Raw genomic sequence first — 21071 nt, 5'->3', positions numbered from 1 at the left:
GAGAGGATCTTCTAAAAAAACGAAGTGAGGGATCAGCATGACATTATATCTTATTGAAGCATCATTAAAAGGAATCGTTTCGAATAAAGAGGAATTGGAGCAAAAGGTGGCTGCACTCCAAGAACAATTGAAGCAACATACATCTGAGTTGATTGAAGTGCAAGTAACAAACGACTATGCACGCTCGTTCTTCATCATTGAAGGCGCTGATGAGAAGACAGCAGTTGAAGTTTTGAAAAATGCAGGCATCTCTGCAGATCTTGTGAAAGATGTCCGTTTGGTCGGCAAAGAACTCGATGATGTGAAATCAGGAAATGACGTCATCAATTATTTGGTGGAGTGGAATTTGCCGGAAGATTTGACGATGGATCAGTACTTGGCGAGAAAGAAAAAGAATTCGGTTCATTACGAAGAAGTTCCGGAAGTGGCATTCTCGAGAACGTATGTCTGTGAAGATATGTCCAAATGCTTGTGTTTCTATGATGCGCCAGATGAAGCTGCCGTTAAACGTGCTCGCGAAGCAGTCAAAACACCAATTGATTCGATTACGGAAATTCAGTCAAACTAAGAAAAAACAATTAGCAGGAGTTGGTTACGATGGTGAACAGCGGATTGGAAACAGGCACAACACTTGAACAGCTGATTGAGCAGGAGTTGAAACCTTATGTGAAGCGAATCGACGCGGAAGCTTTTTATGCCGAAGATTTCCTGAAAAAAATCGGGCAGGCCGGATGGCTGTCTTCAGATGGAAAATCGCAACAAGATCTTTTGTTGGATGAAATGGAATTGGTGGAAAGCGTCGCAAAAGTATGCATGACAACCGCTTTTTGTCTTTGGTGCCACCTCGCTGCTTTAACGTATCTTCGGAACACAAGCAATGACGAGCTTCAAAAGAAGTTATTACCTGCTCTGGAAAATGGCCGAATTCTTGGCGCTACCGGCCTATCAAATCCGATGAAGCATTTAGCGGGGCTTGAAAAACTGCATCTCCAGGCCCAACCGGCAGACGGAGGGTATACGCTTTCCGGTGTCCTGCCTTCGGTGTCCAACCTTGGCGAAAACCACTGGATGGGCATCATTGCAAATGTGGAGGGCAAACAGCCAATCATGTGCTTTATTCCTTGTGAGGCTAAGGGAATAAGCTTGAAAGAAAAAGTGGATTATTTAGCGGTGAACGGCAGCGCTACGTATGCATGTTCATTCAATAATGTGTTTATTCCGGATGAATGGATAGTCGCTGAGGATGCAGGCAGCTATGTCGAGAAAATCCGTCCTGCTTTTCTTAGTTACCAAATCCCACTAGGTTTCGGAGTAACTCATGCTTCTATTGAATCAATCGAAAAGGTCCACAAAAAACAGAATGGCTGCAATCGCTTTTTACAGATGCAGTCGGACGAACTACAACAAAAAGAAGCTGTATTAAAAGAAAAATTATGCAGTTTAGTAAAGCAGGAAAAAGTGAACTGGAAAGATATTGCGGGCCTCCGCCTAGAAGCGGTCTATTTGACGCTCGACGCAGTCCAAGCGAGCATGCTCCACAACGGCAGTGCCGGGTATATCCAAGGCAGTGCACCGTCGCGGCGCTTGCGGGAAGCTTATTTCTTTGCGAACTTGACTCCGACCATCAAACATTTAGAAAAAGTGCTTCAAGCACAAAGCTAAGAGAAAACCGCCAACGAAATCATCAGCGATTTCGACGGCGGTTTTTATCTTATGTACGCATTTTTTGAAAAAAACAGCAACCTGTAAAAGGTGTTTTATAGCGCCCATCTATCGCCAGGCCAGCCTAATTCCCCCAGCGTTTTTTGTTCGTCAGTTTCATAACCTCATTTGGATTTCATATATACTAGTTAGAGGAAGGGCAGATAGCTTTTTGAGTATTCAAAGAGGAGGGGGCAAGATAATTTCATTAGTCCTGACGTTAAGGCGATTACTGTCGGCAATTTTCCGGATTGGAAAGGAACCATTGTTTAAAACGTTGCTTTTCACATTAACCATCATCTTAGTTTCGGGGACGATGTTCTATTATCAAATAGAAGGATGGTCACTGTTTGCTTCCTTTTACTTCGCGTTTGTCAGTCTGATTCCAACAGGCGTCGATACGGGGCTGGTCCCGGAAGCTACTATCAGCAAAGTGTTTACTATGGTTTATCTCATTGTCGGAGTAGGAGCCATGTTATTGCTTTTGATGAAACTAGGCTTTGCCTTAGTTAAATTAGACTGGCCCGATGAACAGGAAGTTAAGAAAAAAAGACGAAACTTCAAATAGTCTTTTGATTATAGAATCCAATATAAAGCTAATATAAAAAGCCAGGCGGACTTGGATTAGTCCGCCTGGCTTTTAGCTATTCTACTTTGCAGTGCCGTTCTCTCATAAAAAACCCCATTGAAGCACACCCAACTCATTTCACCGAACCGCTTTTCCGTGTCAGCAAATAGGCGGTGATCCAAGACGCGATCGGGATGACCAGCGCAATCCCGATGCCGGCGCACAGTATGGTGATCATTTCGGCGGTGAAGACTTTCGAGTTGACGATTTGACCGAGCGAGTAGGACAGGTCCTTGAACCAAATTAATAAGCCTAAATAACTGCCGAAAAAGGCGAAGAACAAAGTATTAGTGCTCGTACCAAGCAGGTCGCGGCCGATGGCGAAACCGGCGCGGACCAGTTCGCGGCGGCTGATTCCGGGATTGTGGAAATGGACTTCGCGCATCGGCGAAGTGATGGAGATGGCGATGTCGGTGATCGCCCCGATCGTGCTGATGATGATGACCACCGCGGCAAGTTCGACAAAGCTGATGCCGATGTAAAGCGAGAACATGCTCAGTTCGTCGATTTCTTCCTCGCCGAATCCGTTGATCATCGTCAAGTCGGTCGTGATGAGGATGAAAAACAGCAGCACGATCATCGTAATGACCGTCGACAAAAACGCGGCGACGGTTGTGTTGTTGACGCCGTTGATGAAAAACAAATTGACGCAGCTGATGGCGACGCACGCGATAATGGCCCAAAGAATCGGGTCATTGTCCGGATTGGACATCATATATACGGTAAATAGCAAGATCAAAAAATTGATGAACAGGCTGAGAAAAGAGATCGCTCCTTTTTTTCCGCCGATCATCACCATGGCCATACATAACATGATGGCTAACAGAATGAGGACATTCATTGTGCCGCCCTCTTTCTCTTAATGAAGAAAATGGAGGTGTAGATGCCGATCGGAATCGTTAGGACAATGCCGAGGCCACCCGCGAGCGCACGGGCGATTTCCAAGGACAAGTTGATCGAAAACGAAAACGGCCAGCCGGCACCGTTCGACAAATACAACAGCAACATCGGGATCGACCCGCTAATATAGACGAAAAACAAAATATTGGTCATCGTACCCATAATGTCTTTGCCGATCTCGATGCCGGACGTTTTCATCGCTTCGATGGATATGTCCGGGTCTTTTTCGTACAAAGTGAAAATCGATGCAGACATTGTAATGGCGACGTCCATCACCGCACCGAGCGACCCGATGAATAAGCCCGCCATGAACACGACTTCATAAGGCCTGGAAAGAAACTGCATTTCCTCGTAGTTCAAGCCGTTCCCACCAGACGCCCATATCGCAAAAAAAGCGAGCAGCAGCGCGACAAAAACGCCGACCATCGTCGAGACGATCGCCGCATAGGTTTTTTCATTGAACCCGTTCACTAGCAGGAGCGAAGTGACCGTGAACAGCAGGATGCTGACGCTGGCAATCAACAGCAAACTGGCATTTTCCGTGCTGATGTAAATATCTAAAGCGTACGACAAGATGACTGCATTGAGCGCCAAACTGACGATCGAGTAGAAGCCCTGCTTTTTCCCGATGACCAGCAACACGAAAATGAAAATCCACGTAAGCGCGACAACGTATTTATCCCGCTTCACATCATCGATGGTGCCCGATAGCGCTGCGCCATCGACTGCTGGACCGTCAATAAAGACGAACAGGTCTTGTCCGACGCGGTACTCGTGGTCGTTTGCGCCGGATAAGGAATACTCATTGGCGAGCTCGATCAACTCACCCCTGTATTCACCGTTCTGGATTTCACCGCGGAGCTGCTGCGTAAACAGCACATCTTCATTTCCGTATATGTCAGAGAGCTCCCGCGTTTCCTCGCTAGTGGCCTCTGTGATTTTCGCAATCGGCTCGTCATAAAATCCATAATTGAAATTGATGAAATACATGGAGCCTATAAAGCTGAGCAACAGCACCGCATACAGGGAGAGCTGTATCGCTGTCATGTTTTTGAATAATCGCTTCAAGTAAAAAACCCTCCAATCCGGCCGTCCGTAATGTAATAGCGATTGCGTTTTAAATGAGCCGCATGCTCTTTCTCAGTTGATTGTACCAGAAACTTTCGACTCGCTTCTGATTCCTCATTTTTAGTACTCTTTAAGGGAGAATAGACCTTGTGTTATACTTGGAATAGTTAAAAAAATAGAGCAGCCAGGATATAAGAGCTTAATAGCTCTTTAATTTTGATTAAAGCTCGTAAGTAAAAGTAAGATTTTAATTTACTTTTCCAACTTTGAAGGGGGGGATTAATAGTGGAAAGATGGTTAAATTTTCTAGAGGTGAATGCATCTCGGATTTTGGAATTGACGGTGGATCATGCTATTCTCGTCACGTTAGCAATTGTTGTGGCATTAGCAATTGGCATTCCGCTTGGAATTTATTTGACTACAAATGAATACCTTGCTGGCGTAGTTCTTCAAGTCGCTTCAATTACATTAACAATTCCGAGTATTGCACTGTTTGGTGTAATGATTCCTATTTTCTCTCTTATTGGCCAAGGAATCGGTTTTCTTCCGGCTTTTGTTGCGCTCGTGCTGTATGCGCAGCTTCCGATTATCCGCAATACATATACGGCCATTAAAAATGTCAATCCAGAAATGCGCGATGCAGCGATTGGCATGGGGATGAAAACCCATCAGCGCTTATGGCGCGTCGAAATTCCAAATGCCTTGCCGGTCATTATGGCGGGTATCCGGACAGCGGTGGTATTGAATATTGGGATAGCCGTCATCGCAGCTTATATTGGGGCTGGTGGACTGGGTGTTCTCATAACACAAGGAATCAGCCGAGGTGACAATTATTTGATCATCAGTGGTTCTATTGCCGTAGCTATCTTGGCAATTATTGCTGATGCGTTTTTACTGATGATCCAGAAATTTTTTACGAACAAAGGATATAGTCAAGTAACAGCAGAGAGGTGAAAAGATGATATCGTTTAAACATGTAACAAAAGCATACAATGAGGAAAATATAGCGGTCAATGATGTCGACTTTACCGTTGAACAAGGGAAAATTGTGGTCTTGCTTGGACCATCTGGCTGCGGAAAAACAACTCTTTTAAGAATGGTTAACCGCCTGGAGTCGATTACAGATGGTGAAATCATTATCAATGGTGAGAATTCTATGGATTTGGATGCCATCGAATTAAGAAGGAAAATCGGATACGTAATTCAAAGCAATGGGCTTTTTCCGAATATGACTATTGAAGAAAATGTCATGCTGGTACCGGATCTTCTCGGATGGAGCAAAAAAGAAAAACGTGAACGGTTTACTTATTTGATGAAGCTGAGCGGCTTGGATCCAGAAGAATATGGGAAACGCTTTCCTTATCAATTATCAGGTGGCCAGCAACAGCGCATCGGTGTAGTAAGAGCTCTTGCAGCCGATCCTCCCGTCATGCTGATGGATGAACCGTTCGGCGCACTTGACCCTATTATCCGGGAAAAAATCCAGGATGAATTTTTGCAGATCCAGCGGGAAGTCAAAAAAACGATTCTTTTTGTCAGCCACGACATTGATGAAGCGATTAAAATGGCTGATAAAATAGTGCTGTTGCGCGACGGGGAAATTATGCAATTTGATACGCCTTCAGAAATGCTGGCGCATCCTAAAAATGAATTCGTTTCTCAATTTTTCGGCAAAGATCGGGCAATTAAAAGTTTAAGTTTGCATACTGTGAAAGACTTACAGGGAATAATCGGACTTGGGGAAGTAGATGATTCTATCCAAGATACTAAAACAATCAATGTGCATCAGGATTTGCGCAATACTTTGTCTATGCTGATGAACCAGGAAGCCGATCAAGTGATTGTAACGGATGACGAAGGCGAGAGAATTGGTTCAATTACAATTGATCTCGTACAGAAATATTTGCATTTCGAAATAAAAGGGAAGTTGTCCGTTTCTCAGGAAGGATGAGCCGGTGAAAAGACAAAAGTTAATAGCCAATATTGTAAGATTGTCACTCTATGCACTAGTCGCCGCATTCTTCATTTGGGCGATTGCCAACAGCTATTTCGATTATATCTTCACTCAACAGGGAACTTTTCTAATCCTTTTAAGGCAGCACATTGTACTTGTTGTCGTGTCTTCCTTGCTTGCCATTTTAATTGCGGTACCGGCAGGCATTCTCGTTACTCGGCCTAAGTTCCGAAAAGCGGAATGGATTTTTTCCAATATCGCCAACTTAGGGCAAACGATTCCGAGTCTAGCAGTTCTGGCATTAATGATCAGCCTTTTGGGAATTGGGTTTAAAACTGCTGTTTTTGCCCTGTTCATCTATTCAATTCTGCCCATTTTCAGAAATACAGTGGCAGGCATTGATACCATTGATGAAAATATGATTGATGCTGCAAAAGGGATGGGCATGAAGCCATATCAAATTTTATTCCGCATTGAACTTCCAAATTCTGCTTATTCGATTCTGGCAGGCATCCGGACAGCGGTCGTCTTGAATATCGGCACAGCCGCTCTGGCTTACGTAATTGGAGCCGGGGGCCTTGGAGTATGGATATTTACTGGAATTAATTTGTTCGATAATGGCTTTCTGATTTCTGGGGCTATCCCGGTAACGTTATTGGCCATCCTGGCTGATTATTTACTAAGAAAACTTGAATATGTGGTTGTTCCAGAAGGAGCAAGACGCACAGGGAAAATAGAGGATTAAAAGACAGGAGGCACAAGTGCTGTGTATAAATCATTCAAACTTTTTCCTCTAATCATCATGGCAGTTCTCCTAACAGCCTGTTCCGGTTTTGGGATTGCAGGAAAAGAAGTGACTGTAGGAGGAAAAAACTATACCGAGCAATACTTATTGTCTGAAATGACAGCGTTTTTATTGCAGGAAGAAGGCTTTAAAGTAAACCAAATGAACAATCTCGGAAGCAGTATTGTCCGCTCGGCACTTGAAAATGGACAAGTCGATTTGATGTGGGAATATACTGGGACAGCACTCATTACGTATATGGGAGAAGAACCCATCGCTGAACCGGAAGCAGCTTTTCAAAAAGTCAAAGCCAATGACAGCGAGAATGGCATCCATTGGTTGAATATGTCGCAAGTCAACAATACTTATGTGCTTGCCATGCAAAGGGAAGAAGCTGAAAAGCTCGGACTCACATCCATCACTGATCTAGCTGCTTACATCAATGACAATCCTGGCGAGTTAACAATGGCAGCTGATGCCGAGTTTGCCAATCGTGCAGATGGCTTGCCGGGTGTAGAAGAAACTTATGGATTTGAATTTGGTTCGGAGCAGGTAAACCAAATGGACTTGGGGTTGACCCAGCGTGCTTTAAACAATGGGCAAGTGGACGTTTCGGTAGCATTTTCAACGGATGCCACCATCAAAAGTTATGATTTAGTTGCTTTGGAAGATGACGAAAAGTTCTTCCCTCCGTATTATGCAGCTGTTTCAATAAGACAAGAAGTATTTGATGAATATCCGGAAATTGAAGAAATCACTGCCCGTTTAGCTGAAAAGTTAAACAATGAAATTATGATAGAATTGAATTATAAAGTGGATATTGAAGGACAAAGCGTTTCAGTTGTAGCGCATGAGTGGCTTGTTGAAAACGGTTTGCTAGAAGACGAGTAGTATTTTTCATGTGAAATTTGCGGCTGGTCTTTCTGGACTATATTCAACTGTGAAAAGATGACTTCGGGGATTGTGCCCGGAGTCATCTTTTTTTAGGTTCTGTTGCTTGCGAGACCCGCTGCTATATTCCCATGTGTCATCCAGCCTATTCAGTTGGGAAAGGCTTGTCACCTGTTTGAACTAAACCTCATCTTTGAAATGGGTGAATACCCCTTTTTCAAAGCATCGCCATGTCTTTAATACATTATTCATGAGGATATTTTTTTCTTTTTCAGATGAAATAAGATATTAGGGAGAATCTAAGAAAACCGAATAAAAAGAAATCTTAAATATACTTTACATTTATTGGGTATTGGTATAGTCTTTTAGTAAGGCATTTTAGAAAATTAATGATACTTTTTTCACAGTTATAGAAAATAAATTCTGGGTTAAAAAAATTTTACCAAAAAATATAATCTTATTTTTATGAATACTTACATTTTTTCTTTGGAAGATGGATGCCTGGAAACCCGAACTAATGTCGCTTTATAGCGCGATGCACCGATGGTCAATTTTTCACAGTTAAAGCGAAAGAATTGGTTTGAGTGGCTGGTGCAGGAGGTTGGTTTTTGTCAGAAGTTTGTCAATCTTTCACAAATTCTCTCCAGGCGTGAGAAATGTCACAGTACAAGTCAAGCGGATAGCATAGACTGATAGTAAGGATAGAAAAGTGTTGATAGAAAACTGCAAGAGAAGGCCCCTGAACCAGCGACTGGATAAGATGGAAAATGAAACGGGAGGTAATTCTAATGTTAGTAAAAGAAGTGAATTTTAAGCTTCTGGACTTTGTTCAAACTGCCGATGGGAAATGGTTTTCTATCGGCTTCATGGACAACGAATACAAAAAAACCCTTTCTAAAAAGACAGCTTACTCCATGTATGAAAAAGGCCAAATCATAAAAAAATCAGAAAAAATTGATGGTGAAACTGTAGTTGAAAATTTCATATCTAATTAAATGAAGTTGTAAAACCATTGCATTCTGACTGCCTTTAAACTGCCTGAGCCAGTGAGTAGGCAGTCAGCATAAAAAATCCTCAGACGGCAATAGCGCAAAGGGAGATGGACAGAATGGGTGTTGGAGTAAAGAGTCCTATGAAAATGATGCATGTGAATAAGCGGCGCACGCAATCATACAAAGAGTTCGTCCAAGGCTATAAACAATACAAAGAAGAGAAAGACAAAAATTCCTCAAAGTTACATAGGCACTGATTCATAGAATGTCTCCAAGGCACTGATGTGCGCTTGTTGCATGGAGAGGCTTATGAGGAATTCAAGTAGCCGGCACAAAAGGAATATAAATCCGGATTCTTAAACGAAAGGAGGAATATCTCATGGAAAAATATCAATCTGCGGAAGTCAAAGATACATTCAATTGGGAGACGTTCGGCTATGAGGAATACATCGCTGGGTACCAATTGTACAAGCAACTGAAGAAAAAGTCGGGTACCATTGAAAAAGAGCAAGCCTCAGATGCCATCCAGTAATACTTGGTTAATTTCCGAGAGATGATGTCTATATTAATGAGAGACTAACAATCAGCGGGGTTCTTCATCCCCTGCTGATTGTTAGTTGGTCCAATCGGGATTTTACGGCAAGTCAGATCTCCCAGTTGAAGAAGCGGGATAAACAACTCTTTTTAGGGGGGCCTCATGCGAATTATCAATGAACAGCAAATCCAGGAAACTTACAAAATGGACGATGCCATCCAGGACGTGACAAAACTGCTCCTTGCAAAGCATCGTGGACAGATCAATAACCCGCACCGCACCGTGCTCGATTTTCCGGATCGGCAGGCGTCCGCTTTGTACATGCCAAGCGCCGACAATAAAGCAGAAATCGCCGGGATCAAAATCGTGACGATTTTTCCGGACAACCCGAAACAGCACAGGCCGACGACTCAAGGCGTCATTGTATTGTCCGACGCGACAAACGGTGAGCATGTTGCGATGATGACGGCATCGTATTTGACGCGTCTCCGTACCGGGGCGCTCAGCGCGATCGCGACTGATCATCTCGCAAGACAAGACAGCCGGACACTTGGCGTCATCGGAACAGGCGCCATGGCGTTCGAGCAAGTGCTTGGTGTCTTGGCTGTGCGGAATATCGAACAAATTCTGTTGTTCAACCGCACCCCAGAAAAAGCCGCTCGCTTTAAAGAGCAGCTCGAAGCCTTCGGTGTGGACGTTGCGATTCATGTAGCCGACAGTGCGAAAACAGCTGTCGAGTCAGCCGACGTCATCGTCTGTGCGACGCGTTCTGTGGAACCGGTATTCGATGGCAACGATTTAAAGCCCGGCACCCATATCAACGGCGTCGGCTCGTATTTGCCGCATATGCGCGAAATGGACGAAACGACGATTCGGCGCGCGGATAAAATCGTCGCTGACGATATCATAGGCGTCCAGGGCGAGGCGGGGGAACTGATCCATGCCGCGAACAGCGGCAATTGGTCGTTCGAAGAGCTCCACGCCGAACTGGAGGAATTGGTCGCAGGCGAGCGGCCGGGCCGTGAAAGCGAAGAGGAAATCACCTTCTTCAAATGCGTCGGAGCGGCATACTTCGACCTTGCCGTCGCAAAAGGCGTCTACCGAAAAGCGCAAAGCAGAGATATCGGCACGGATGTCGAGCTATAAGATCAAATTCGAATTACTAGGCCGATGAAATCCTTGTAGAAGAAGCGGAATTTGAAATCAATATAGCGTATGCAATGTTGTTCTATATAGATGATAAAACTCAAAAAGAGCAGAAACTGTAAATCACATGTGGTTAAAATCTTTTCTTTTTAAAACTATTATTTTAATAATTTTTTTGCGAAAACAGCAGAAGTTGTTTCACTAGGTGCAACGATAATTGGCCGCCAAAAAAGAGCATCGTTCCACCCGTTAATTTGTAATGCGTTCCACTTCAATTTAAATGGAAATGGGAAACTCATAACACTTTAGCAACCTTTGACAAAAAAATATCTGAATCATTGAATCTCAAAAGATAAGAAGGTGTGGAAGTTCATGCATCTTCTTTTTTCGTTTATTTAAATCTAAGTTCATTACGACTAAAAGTATATAAGAAAAACATTTACAAATTCTTAATTATAAGAATATTAAAAATATCTTTACATATTACCGGTTATACTATAGGTTTATTGTAATGGCAAATGGAAATAAAATAGTAATTTTAAGTTTATTGCATGTAAAAAGTTTTATGTTTTTTACATGTAAGTGAATAGTATTTATTGTATTGTCTGAAAGGTTATTCGGCTGAATTGTTAATTTTTAAGAAACGCAAGAAAATCATATAACTTAATTACGTACGATAATGCTTGGTTAAGAGGAGAGAAGTGAGAATGAAAAAGATGGAGCAATTGCCTCAACAATCGGTTGGCTATTATTTTTTCAGATCCAAAGATGTGCATGTTGAAAATGGATCTGCTTTTATCACTTTCTTTGTTCGCCTGACAAGAGAAACTTCCTTTAGAAAAGAAGGGAAGGTACAGACCCAGGTTCAGTCGGTATGGGTGGACATAGATGAGGTGATGTTCGGGCACGCATCTGAAAAAGTAAGAGCATTACCGGATTGCATGCAGCGATACGAACTCACACAAAGTGTCTTCTATAACTTATATGAATTATCTAACAGTTGTCCTGAAGAGCTGTTTTGTATCACGCCCTATCACCGGAAGTCCACACGCAAGAAATTCATTACCTGAAATCGAATCATAAAGGGCCAGAGCAGAATCTATTTTTAATTGTATTTTTTAATCAAATAAGAAGTCGGAATAATTACTCTTCTCGCGCCGGCATTAAAGCAGGAAAGACTGTCTCTACGAAGTGAGTGGACAGCTTGCTGTGTGACTAATGATTGTGAGGAACAATACTGAGGAGGGTGAATCAGATGACTGCTATTGTAAAGGAAGAAAAAAGCATGGATAAGCTTGCTAAATCCTATTTGCAAATTTACGAGGAATTTATCAGCGGCTATAAACAATACAAAATGGAAAAAACTGCTCTGTGCACTAAACAGTGAAGGCCTAAGGTGTTGAGAAATGCCGACAACTTTAAAAAACATTGAACCGAAGATTCGCTATCTCTGATCCAGCATAGCGGAACATATGCTATGCACTTTAGAAAGAAGCGCCGATTATCAATTCTGTAAAGTTAACGCGGAGGGGTTGATCTAAGTGGCAGCAACAGATTCATTGGGACAAGAAGCAGTGGAGATAAGCAAGTTAATTGAACACAGAAGTTGAATGGACTTCGGGAATATGGAGTTTCAGGAAGAAACGAGCAGTCAAACTGGAGAACCGCACATCGGGTTTTTGCTGTTCACTGAATATAGATGTATCCTTCTATGGAATTTTAGAAGGCGGGTCTGCCGTTAACATGGCTGAAGTTTTCCTGCTGCCTGAAGAAGTTCCCATTATCACGTCAGCGCTCAAACAACAGGCCTTCTTATTTCCGGCAAACTACTTGCAGCAGGTGATGACGATGGAACATGGATTGTGCTGTCTGCAACTCGAATCGCTTGAACCCGCTGAACATTTTGTAGGACGTCTTTATGAGGCGCTGGTGGTTCTTGAACAGCAAGTTCCGGTCATCACAAGAAATTCTTGATTTGCAGTTATGCCCTATTGGCATGCAAGAAAGAGTGGATGTGCTTGTATTTAAAGAATATCCCGAAAAGAAAATTATCTGCAAGAGAAGGCGCCTAAACGAGCGGCTGGATAAGATAATAATGAAACGGGAGGTAACCAACATGTTAGTAAAAGAAGTGAATTTCAAGCTTCTAGACTTTGTTCAAACTGCCGACGGGGAATGGTTTTCTATCGGCTTCATGGACAACGAATACAAAAAAACCCTTTCTAAAAAGACAGCTTACTCCATGTATGAAAAAGGCCAAATCATAAAAAAATCAGAAAAAATTGATGGTGAAACTGTAGTTGAGAATTTCATGTCTGATTAAATGAAGTTGTAAAACCATCATTCCATTCTGACTCTCTTTAGAATGCCTGAACCGTTAAAGCAGAATAAATTCCCCCATAACAACAATGGTTCGAGTAATCCGAATTCTTAAACTAAAGGAGGAATATTTCATGGGAAAATATCAATCTGCGGAAGTAAAAGATACATTCGATCAGGAGATGCACGGTTATGAGGAATACATCGCCGGGTACCAATTGTACAAGCAACTGAAGAATAAGTGGGGCGCTAGTGAAAAGGAGGAGACCTCAGATGGTATCCAGTAAATATTTGGCTAATGTCCGAGACGAAGAGGTCTATACGATGCTGTATCTTTACCACAATAAGGGGAACTCTTTGGAAACTTTAGAGCGTCAGTTTTCAATCGAACAAGAAGAACTTCTAGGTTTTTTGGAAGGGCGCTACCGGAGAGAATGCTATGACAATTACAAAGCCATTGAGAAGATGTTCCAACGCAGAGCATAGAACCTGGCGCATGAATGTCTTTCACAACCTACTTTCAGATGGGAATGCATAAGCACAAAAGTCTGGCAGGAAACCGTCTAATGGTTTCCTGCCAGACTTTTGATGTTCTCTATCCGTTTGATGCGATTCACACTAACTATAGATTCGGTAATCGTCCTGATTCAACTTTTTCGCTTCATACAGAGCCGTGTCGGCGCACTTGATCAGCTGCTTTTCGTTAATGGCGTCATCGGGGTAAATCGCAATACCGATTTCAGCTCCCATTGTTATTTCAAAACCATTAAAGACTACGGGTGCTTCATACGATTCGAGAATCCGTTTTGCTGTGTTTTCAGCGACCTCTATGGAATCGAGTTCCGGAAAAATAACTCCCATTTCGTCACCACCCAAGCGGGCAGGCGTATCGATAGGGCGAATGCAGGACTGGAGCCGTTTGGCCATTTCCTTGATCACAGCGTCTCCGGCATCATGGCCAAACTGATCGTTAATTTGCTTGAACTTACGCCCATCGAGCATCAATACGGCGACTTTCTTGCCGGACTGATTTGCTTGGAGAATGGCCTTTTGCAGCTTGTCGTCAAACGTACGGCGGTTAGGAATGCCTGATAGATGGTCGTAAAAAGCCATTTTCGCAATTTCATTCTGATGCTTTCTTCGTTCGGTGATATCCCTGGCAATCGTGAACAATTGGACCACTTCGTTATTCACCATGACGGGTGTAGGGGAAACCTCCATCCAGATATGATGGCCATCCTGATGTACAAAACGCACTTCAACAGTGGCTGGTTCGCCGCCGTTCATGAGAGAAGCCACACTCTCGATCAAATCAAATGCATCGTCAGGGTGGACATTTTGAGTAAAGGGGCTTCCAATATAAGCTTGGTCGGGATATCCCAGGATTTTTTCGCTTGCAGGCGATACGTATTCGATTAACCCCGAAAGGTTGATCAGTGTAATGATGTCGAATGTGCTTTCTGTAATCAGCCTGTATTTCTCCTGGCTTTTCTGCAGTTCCCGCTCGGCCTTCTTAAGTTCCGTCACGTTTTTGTAGATGATGGTGGAGCCGATGATTTCTTTGTCCGAATTTCGCATCAGTGAATAGGATGAGATGATGTTCAGCGGTTTCTCTGATTTGGTTATACGCAAAGTATCGTGGGAATTGACCGTTTCTCCGTTTAAAATCCTTTCCACGATATGGTCTTGATCGGACTTCATATGCGGTGGAATAATGGTACCTTGCCCAGTCACCATTTCTTCTTCCGTAAATCCAAACGTTTTTTCAAAGGCCGGGTTCACTTTCAAGATGTCTCCCTTTGTATCAATAGAAAAAATGGGGTCAATCGAATTTTCCCAGAAAATTTCAAGCATTTCTTTCGTTTCAGTCAAAGCCTTTTGCGCTCGGTTGGCTTCCGTGACATCGGTCACAATGCCGTGAATCCCTACCAATTCTCCATCCACGATGATGGGGATATTCATCGCTTGAAGATCGATGAGCTGCCCGTTTTTATGGCGGAAAGCCAATTCATAGCGCTCAGTATGTTTTCCGTGAATAGTTTTGTAAAAATGGTTCCTTACTTTTTCTATGTCCTCGGGTGGGATAATCGACAGGAACGATTCGTCCTGCAATTCCTTGAGGGAATAACCGATAATGCTTTCTGTTGCTGCAGCGATGTTCTCCAAAGTCCCTGTCCGGTCAAAAGTGAATATTCCATGTGGGTGGTTATCGAACAAGGATTTATAGCGCTGTACGTTTTCTCGCAACCGTCGCTCCGTCTTTTTCTGTTCCGTAATGGTTTTGGCGATGGCGTAAATGCCGGTTACAGTTTCTTCGATAATGATAGGGATCGTGCTCACTTGAAAGATGGCCAGCTGATGATCCTCGGTATAGATGCTCGTCTCAAATTCACCGGAAACCCCAGTGAATGCCTGGTCAACATACGACAGCGCCTGTTCCAAGGAGCTATCGGCTACTAAGGAAAGAAAGGATTGGCCGAGCAGTTGTTCTTCGCTAAAACCCGTAACTTCAATGGCCGCTTTATTCACACGGATGATTTTCCGTTGCTGATCAACCTCAAATACTGCACTGGCATTGTGTTCTACCAAAGAACCCAGCTTTTTTCGTTCTATTTCAATGTCTCTTGTTGTATTTTGAAGGTCGCGCTTTTTACGCTCTCTTTCAGTAATGTCTTTTACAGTAGCTAATATATAGTGGCATTTCCCGTCTTCGGTCACTACCGGATGGAGCATGGTTTCTCCTGCGAAATCACCATTCGGCAGTTCGACCGTTTCGGTAAACGTTAAAGAGCTTTGAGAAGACTGCGCTTTTTTATAATAATGGAGGAGGGTCCGGCTTTGTTCCGGCAACAGCACCTCTTCGATCCGGCTGCCGATAATCTCCTGGCCCGGCAACAGGGCTAAAGCTGGTGGGTTGGCGTAGATATACCGAAAAGAATCATGGTCATCCTCCATCAAAAAGATGGGGTCTTGAATCAAATCAAAAAGATCTGTAGAACTAAAAATATCCTGTCCTGTTTTTCTTGGAAAGTAGTTCATCATTATCGATCTCCTTTTGAAAAATAAAGATAAGCTTTTCGATTAAACGGTGTTTGTGGTTTCGGACATTCATATAGAAAAGGCAGTAATTCACATGTCTTTTAAGTTTAATATATGGGAACGCAGTAAGATAGTGGTTTTTGATACATTTGTATAAAATAATAGGAATTTTCTTACATATCATCAGCTGAAAAAGTCCTTGTTGAACTAGTGAAGTGGGATGATGTCGCAAAAATTCCTGTTTACTTTGTTGAGTGAACTGTTAGAAGGGGAGGACCCTTGTGTTGAATTGCTATCCTTTTCTTGTTAGGAAATTATATACACAAAAAGGAACAAATCTATTTTATTTGCTCTCTTTTTCTTATATTTTTAAGTTGGCGGCTCAAAAAGAATCGTTTGGAATAGTCGCGAGTTTTCATTGCCTTTTAATGTTCTTATTGAACACTGCTGGATTGCCTCCGGCGACAGTATTGAGCGGTGGGCCTTTTGTGGGGGCCGCACGGCAAAAATGATGAGCTGTGTCGTTGTCGTGTTTTTAGTAATCGCTTTAATCAAAGCGCAAAGCAGAGATGTCAGAACGGAGGTGGACCGAATAATTCATTTCATGAACAAGAAAAAAACGTTCAGACGCTTTAATCCATAAACATATAATGATATGCTTATATATAGTGTAAGTTGTCACCTTAAGGAGAAAACGAATTGTGAAGAAGAATTACGATCTTGATCAAATTATCTTACGCTGATGCTGAAAAAGCTTTAAACTATTTTGGAAATACAATCACAAATTGAACTTGGGGGTTTGAAGATGAAGTCGACGGATCAAAAAGAACTACCTATCGGAATCATTGGTGCGGGTCCGATCGGTTTAGCAGCAGCTGCACATCTGCACGAACAAGGCTTGCCGTTTTATGTATTTGAAGCAGGCAGCCATGTAGGGTCAAACTTCTTGGACTATAAACACGTCAGGCTGTTCTCACCTTGGAAGTTCAATGTCGACCCGGCGAGCCGAGAGATATTGAAACGAAACGGATGGACGGAACCGGTCGAGAAGAGGCTTCCATATGCAGGGGATATATATACCGATTATTTGCACCCACTCTCTCAAACGTCAGAATTGGAACCGCATATCCACTTGAATGCCAAAGTCGTCTCCATCGGAAGAAAACATATAGATAAGAGCAAGAGGGCGGAACGGTCAGACCATCCATTTGTCATCAAAGCGATCCAAGATGGAGCTTTAGAGACGTATGAGGTAAGGGCGGTTATCGATGCTTCCGGTACGTGGCAAACCCCAAACCCGCTTATGTCCGGAGGGTATTATTCCCAAGCAGAAGAGCAGGCGAAGGACGCTATTATGTATGGCATTCCGGATGTATTAGGGAAAGGCAAAGAGCGCTATGAAGGCAAGCATACCTTAGTTGTCGGAAGTGGACACTCGGCCATTAATACCGTCATCCAGCTGGGAGAGTTGAAAAAACAAGCACCAGAGACGACAATCAGCTGGGTGATCAGAAAACCGGACTTCTCCTTTATTCCAGCGCTCTCTAAAAATCGGTTTCTTGCTCAATATCGATTAGGCGAGAAAATTGAGCGGCTCATGAGCAAGCAAAGCATCGATTGCTTTTCATCTTTTTATATAGAAGACTTAACGGAATCCAACGGAAAGTTAGATGTCATCGCCGCCAACCATGAACGGGTTGAGGGAATTGATCAGATCGTCGTCAATACGGGCGCGAGACCGAACATCGACATGTTCCGGGAGGTTCAATACAGCCTGCATCCATCCGCTGAATGTGTCGAAGGGATAGCACAACTTCTCTTTGAAAAAAGGGGGGTTGTGCAGCCGCACGGCGAAAAACAGCTGCGCCACATGGAAAAAGACTTTTATATCATCGGATCTAAAAGCTTTGGACGTGCATCTTCATTCTTTCTGATGAATGGATTTGAACAAGCACGTTCGATTGCGGCCTATTTGAATGGAAAAATAGAGGAAGCTGAAGAAGTGCAAATAAAATTCCCTGATGAATGGTTACAGTAAATACGATCCATTCACCGGTCATTTTTCAGTTTAACTGTGTTAGTTGAAATTTCGTGTTGCCGGTTGTGGTTAACACCTCTTATTCGTCGCCTAGTCCGTGTTCGCGCTGGATAAAGCTCTATGAAAAAAAGAGAGTGAGTTGTGTAGCTCCCTGGGAACCGCACAACGCACTCAAGAAAAGTAATGTCCATAACAAGAAAAGCACAACCGGCTGCTCCCTAGCCGGTTGTGCTTTTCTTGGTTAAAGGGGTATCGGGTGCAGCGTTAAAGTGTTCACTATTGGCCGGTTCTTTCCAAATGTAAGGATTATTTTTCAAGGTAAGGAAGCAGCACATCATCAAACGTTGTTTGGTTAACGACAATCCGATTGATCCAAAAGTTGTCATCATGTGGCCGGATTATTTGAGGAGCTAAAATATATCCGGCTTCGAACCCCTGCTCTTCTAACGTGCGACTGACCCGTTTATTGGTATTGCCATAAGGGTAGGCGAAACTTTTGATTGTGACATCCAGTTCCGATTCTATTTTATCTACGCTTTTTTCCAGGTCTTTCTTAAATCCTTCCAATTGGTCGGGGATTAGAAAGACAGGAATCTCATCTTCGAACCGATGCATGTCAAAGGTATGCGAGCCGAAATCAGCTAATCCACTTTTTTTCATTTCTCGAAGTTCATCCCATGTGGACATCTCCAGATTGCTGAAGTCTTTACTCCCGACATGTCCTGCAATAACGAACATTGTAAAAGGGACTTGTGCTTCTTTTAAAATAGGAAAGGCATTTTCATAAACCGAGCGGTCAATATCATCAAATGATATCCATACGCATTTTTCTGGGAAAGCATTTTCAGCCTTTGCCTTTAATAGTTGTTCTTCATTCAAAAAGACGGCACCTGCTTCCACCAATGCATCAATCTGCTCTTTAAATTCACTTTGCAGCACGCTGTATTTCACAAGTTCATCGGATTGAAGCAAGCTTCGAGCCGATTTGACCAGCAAGGTATCGTCTTGAACCCGGTGATAATTCAATCCGAGGCAGCCATTTTCCTTCAACTCTTTTGGGAATGACATGGCCGGTTTATCTGCTGAGAATGCCTCGGTGAAAAGTTCTTTTCGTGATAAGAAAAACAGGCTAATCAATGCGATAACGGTTATCCAAATATATATCTTTTTGTTCACCGCTTTTCACCTCCAAGAGGAACGATAGGATTTGTATCAAAAACGGTATAATCTTCACTTTGCAGTTTCTCAATTGTTTCTATATCCATTAATCCTAATGTCTTGAGTTCGGTATTGCTGACTGGAGCGGGATAGCTTCGTCTTTTTAATGTGCCGAATCTCTTTTTATTGTATACATGGTTTATATAAAGCAATACGTAAAAAAGAAGGAAAACGACAATGGCTGCGATAAACATAGTGCGGATATCTTGATTTGTCATGTTAAAGGAAGCATTCAACACTTTTGTTAGAGTATTATTGAACCCGAAAGTGGCCGACAAGATAAATGAGACCACTACCAAACTATATAACCAAAAAAATAGTGAAAAAATGAAATCAATCAACACATAAAACCAGGATCGGTTGACTACAATCAGGAAGTTTTGTTCTTTATGCCGCGGTCTGGACTGTTCCATATAGCGTAACCTCCTTTCAGACGTGATGAAATAGCGCGTGGGATGGCCGCTATGACGACGGCTGTATTAATCATCCAATAAACGGCCGGATACCACGCTGCCCAAAAATAGTATTTTAATTTAGGGTTGTAGCGGGAGTCGATTAAGAGTGCAATAAATAATTGAACCAGGCAGATGAACACTAACGCAAAAGAGCTGAATGTAAACCAAAGAAGCATTTCTTGCAGCCTGGTAGCCGTAAACAGCAACAATAGCGTGACGAAAAGCCAGCTGAACGCCCAAAGAATGCTGATCCATTGTTCGAGATAAATAAGCCAGATTCTACGCTGTTTCCAGTTGAACAAGACTCTCCAATGGCGGAGAATGACCTCTTGGCCGCCTTGCGCCCAACGGACGCGCTGTTTCCAAATGCCAGATAAGGTTTCTGGAACAAGCATCCAACAAATGGCATTGGGTTCATAACGGACATCCCAAAAGCGCTTTTGGAGTTTCCAACTGACCGCAATGTCTTCAGTAATCATATCGCGGTCCCATAAACCAACATCTACGAGCGCTTTTTTGCGGTAAGCGACCACAACTCCAGAAACAGTCATTACTTTTCCGAGCAGCCTTTGTGTCCGCTTAATCGCTCCAATGATAGAAGCATATTCGACCAACTGCATCCGGCTAAGCAGATTATTGCGATTACGGATAGTGGGGTTGCCTGTCACAGCCCCAACCCTTTCCCCCTGTTCAAAGAATTGACGAATCAAATAATAGGGAGCAGTATCGGCAAGCATGGCATCCGAGTCGACGCAGATGAGGTATTCAGCTCTGGAAGCGAATAAGCCGACTTGCAAAGCGTTCGCTTTGCCGCGGTTTTCATGTAGCTGAATGGCTCTGACATTGCCGTATCGCTCTGACAATCTTTTGATTGTTTCACTCGTTCCGTCTGTCGAACCATCGTTGATCAAAATAATTTCTTTTTTGGGATAAGAAAGTCCGCTAAGATTCCGGACGGTTTCTTCAATGGTTTCTTCTTCGTTATGGCATGGAACTAGTATACTGACCATTGGCCAATCAAAATCCTCGATGTTTAAAGAATCGCTTTTGGATTCTTTGGTTCTAAGGAACAGAATAGAACCAGCCATCCAGAAAAGGGCCATTGCAAAAGGATACAAAAAAATGAATCCCGTTATTAAACTATAAGGTCCAGAAAAGAGCTGTGAAAATTCCAATGATATGCCTCCTGTCTAAATTATCTTAATTAACTGAATCAATTTCATAAATCGCACTTTTAAAAAAGTGTAGACGACTTTACCGACCATTTTTTCTGTTTTTTAAATTTAAGCGGCTGCTAAAGCTGCGTGCTTGGCAGCTTTCAATCGATCACTCGCCAAGTGAGATGCGTTGTATATTAAGGTAACGAATTGAAAATGAACTTTCGCTTTCTTGCCTGTTCGGTG

Annotated in this window: 23 protein-coding genes; 17 read left to right on the top strand and 6 right to left on the bottom strand. The window is 42.9% G+C overall.

The features are described from left to right. The first annotated feature begins 37 nt into the window (after nucleotides 1-37). From J7E21_RS14055 to J7E21_RS14045, 3 genes are all read left to right on the top strand, one after another. Nucleotides 38-568, top strand: a complete 531-nt coding sequence (locus J7E21_RS14055) for a DUF4242 domain-containing protein (protein ID WP_215108848.1) — start codon at nucleotides 38-40, stop codon at nucleotides 566-568. A 29-nt stretch (nucleotides 569-597) separates the two neighbouring features. After that, complete coding sequence (locus J7E21_RS14050; RefSeq protein ID WP_215108846.1) at nucleotides 598-1662, top strand: acyl-CoA dehydrogenase family protein; 1065 nt, start codon at nucleotides 598-600, stop codon at nucleotides 1660-1662. Nucleotides 1663-1966: 304 nt separating this feature from the next. Continuing rightward, the gene (locus J7E21_RS14045) at nucleotides 1967-2269 is read left to right on the top strand and encodes an ion channel (protein ID WP_251048018.1); all 303 of its coding nucleotides are present in this window, start codon (nucleotides 1967-1969) and stop codon (nucleotides 2267-2269) included. 133 nt (nucleotides 2270-2402) lie between these two features. Here the strand turns inward: J7E21_RS14045 and J7E21_RS14040 are convergent, their stop codons facing one another. Beyond that, the gene (locus J7E21_RS14040) at nucleotides 2403-3170 is read right to left on the bottom strand and encodes a YibE/F family protein (RefSeq protein WP_215108844.1); all 768 of its coding nucleotides are present in this window, start codon (nucleotides 3168-3170) and stop codon (nucleotides 2403-2405) included. After that, a complete protein-coding gene (locus J7E21_RS14035; RefSeq protein ID WP_215108973.1) occupies nucleotides 3167-4276 on the bottom strand; it encodes a YibE/F family protein in 1110 nt (369 codons plus the stop codon). Before J7E21_RS14035 ends, J7E21_RS14040 begins: the two co-directional genes overlap by 4 nt. A gap of 306 nt (nucleotides 4277-4582) precedes the next feature. Here J7E21_RS14035 and J7E21_RS14030 point away from each other — a divergent pair, with 306 nt between their 5' ends. The 13 genes from J7E21_RS14030 (at nucleotide 4583) to J7E21_RS13975 (ending at nucleotide 13404) form a co-directional block, all read left to right on the top strand. Continuing rightward, nucleotides 4583-5251, top strand: a complete 669-nt coding sequence (locus J7E21_RS14030) for an ABC transporter permease (protein ID WP_215108843.1) — start codon at nucleotides 4583-4585, stop codon at nucleotides 5249-5251. A gap of 4 nt (nucleotides 5252-5255) precedes the next feature. Further along, nucleotides 5256-6248, top strand: coding sequence for an ABC transporter ATP-binding protein (locus J7E21_RS14025; RefSeq protein ID WP_215108841.1), 993 nt, complete (start codon nucleotides 5256-5258; stop codon nucleotides 6246-6248). A 4-nt stretch (nucleotides 6249-6252) separates the two neighbouring features. After that, nucleotides 6253-6996, top strand: coding sequence for an ABC transporter permease (locus J7E21_RS14020; RefSeq protein ID WP_215108839.1), 744 nt, complete (start codon nucleotides 6253-6255; stop codon nucleotides 6994-6996). A gap of 21 nt (nucleotides 6997-7017) precedes the next feature. Beyond that, the gene (locus tag J7E21_RS14015; RefSeq protein ID WP_353047794.1) at nucleotides 7018-7926 is read left to right on the top strand and encodes an ABC transporter substrate-binding protein; all 909 of its coding nucleotides are present in this window, start codon (nucleotides 7018-7020) and stop codon (nucleotides 7924-7926) included. 788 nt (nucleotides 7927-8714) lie between these two features. Next, a complete protein-coding gene (locus J7E21_RS14010; RefSeq protein ID WP_215108837.1) occupies nucleotides 8715-8921 on the top strand; it encodes a hypothetical protein in 207 nt (68 codons plus the stop codon). Between the two features lie 376 nt (nucleotides 8922-9297). Further along, a complete protein-coding gene (locus J7E21_RS14005; protein ID WP_215108835.1) occupies nucleotides 9298-9450 on the top strand; it encodes a hypothetical protein in 153 nt (50 codons plus the stop codon). Between the two features lie 165 nt (nucleotides 9451-9615). Continuing rightward, nucleotides 9616-10599, top strand: coding sequence for an ornithine cyclodeaminase family protein (locus J7E21_RS14000; RefSeq protein ID WP_215108833.1), 984 nt, complete (start codon nucleotides 9616-9618; stop codon nucleotides 10597-10599). Nucleotides 10600-11306: 707 nt separating this feature from the next. Further along, nucleotides 11307-11669 (top strand): hypothetical protein, encoded by a 363-nt coding sequence (locus J7E21_RS13995; RefSeq protein WP_215108831.1) that lies wholly within the window; start codon nucleotides 11307-11309, stop codon nucleotides 11667-11669. Between the two features lie 185 nt (nucleotides 11670-11854). Beyond that, nucleotides 11855-11986 (top strand): hypothetical protein, encoded by a 132-nt coding sequence (locus tag J7E21_RS16460; RefSeq protein WP_285228754.1) that lies wholly within the window; start codon nucleotides 11855-11857, stop codon nucleotides 11984-11986. Between the two features lie 356 nt (nucleotides 11987-12342). Next, nucleotides 12343-12573, top strand: coding sequence for a hypothetical protein (locus J7E21_RS13990; RefSeq protein ID WP_215108829.1), 231 nt, complete (start codon nucleotides 12343-12345; stop codon nucleotides 12571-12573). A 142-nt stretch (nucleotides 12574-12715) separates the two neighbouring features. After that, nucleotides 12716-12922 carry a hypothetical protein gene (locus J7E21_RS13985; RefSeq protein WP_215108820.1) on the top strand — a complete coding sequence of 69 codons (207 nt, stop codon included), beginning with the start codon at nucleotides 12716-12718 and terminating at the stop codon, nucleotides 12920-12922. A 130-nt stretch (nucleotides 12923-13052) separates the two neighbouring features. Further along, a complete protein-coding gene (locus J7E21_RS13980; protein ID WP_215108819.1) occupies nucleotides 13053-13205 on the top strand; it encodes a hypothetical protein in 153 nt (50 codons plus the stop codon). Continuing rightward, nucleotides 13192-13404: a hypothetical protein gene (locus tag J7E21_RS13975; RefSeq protein ID WP_215108817.1), complete on the top strand. Its 213-nt coding sequence runs from the start codon at nucleotides 13192-13194 to the stop codon at nucleotides 13402-13404. The genes J7E21_RS13980 and J7E21_RS13975 overlap by 14 nt, the downstream gene beginning before the upstream one ends. A gap of 132 nt (nucleotides 13405-13536) precedes the next feature. Here the strand turns inward: J7E21_RS13975 and J7E21_RS13970 are convergent, their stop codons facing one another. Further along, nucleotides 13537-15960, bottom strand: a complete 2424-nt coding sequence (locus tag J7E21_RS13970; protein WP_251048016.1) for a sensor domain-containing protein — start codon at nucleotides 15958-15960, stop codon at nucleotides 13537-13539. 802 nt (nucleotides 15961-16762) lie between these two features. On the opposite strand from J7E21_RS13970, the gene J7E21_RS13965 reads away from it, so the two are divergent. Then, nucleotides 16763-17995, top strand: coding sequence for an NAD(P)-binding domain-containing protein (locus tag J7E21_RS13965; RefSeq protein ID WP_215108815.1), 1233 nt, complete (start codon nucleotides 16763-16765; stop codon nucleotides 17993-17995). 306 nt (nucleotides 17996-18301) lie between these two features. Here the strand turns inward: J7E21_RS13965 and J7E21_RS13960 are convergent, their stop codons facing one another. The 3 genes from J7E21_RS13960 to pgaC are packed head-to-tail and all read right to left on the bottom strand — an operon-like array spanning nucleotide 18302 to nucleotide 20756. Beyond that, entirely contained in the window at nucleotides 18302-19171 is an 870-nt protein-coding gene (locus J7E21_RS13960) for a polysaccharide deacetylase family protein (RefSeq protein WP_215108813.1), read from the bottom strand. After that, the gene (locus tag J7E21_RS13955; RefSeq protein WP_215108811.1) at nucleotides 19168-19626 is read right to left on the bottom strand and encodes a poly-beta-1,6-N-acetyl-D-glucosamine biosynthesis protein PgaD; all 459 of its coding nucleotides are present in this window, start codon (nucleotides 19624-19626) and stop codon (nucleotides 19168-19170) included. The genes J7E21_RS13960 and J7E21_RS13955 overlap by 4 nt, the downstream gene beginning before the upstream one ends. After that, on the bottom strand, nucleotides 19584-20756 hold the full coding sequence (gene pgaC, locus J7E21_RS13950) for a poly-beta-1,6-N-acetyl-D-glucosamine synthase (protein WP_251048022.1): 1173 nt from the start codon (nucleotides 20754-20756) through the stop codon (nucleotides 19584-19586). Before pgaC ends, J7E21_RS13955 begins: the two co-directional genes overlap by 43 nt. Nucleotides 20757-21071: the final 315 nt, after the last annotated feature.

Origin of the sequence: Planococcus sp. ISL-109, assembly GCF_018613655.1 — a bacterium.
GTDB lineage: Bacteria > Bacillota > Bacilli > Bacillales_A > Planococcaceae > Planococcus.
Note: the sequence above shows the minus strand (reverse complement) of the source record. Positions and strands in the feature narration are given on the sequence as shown.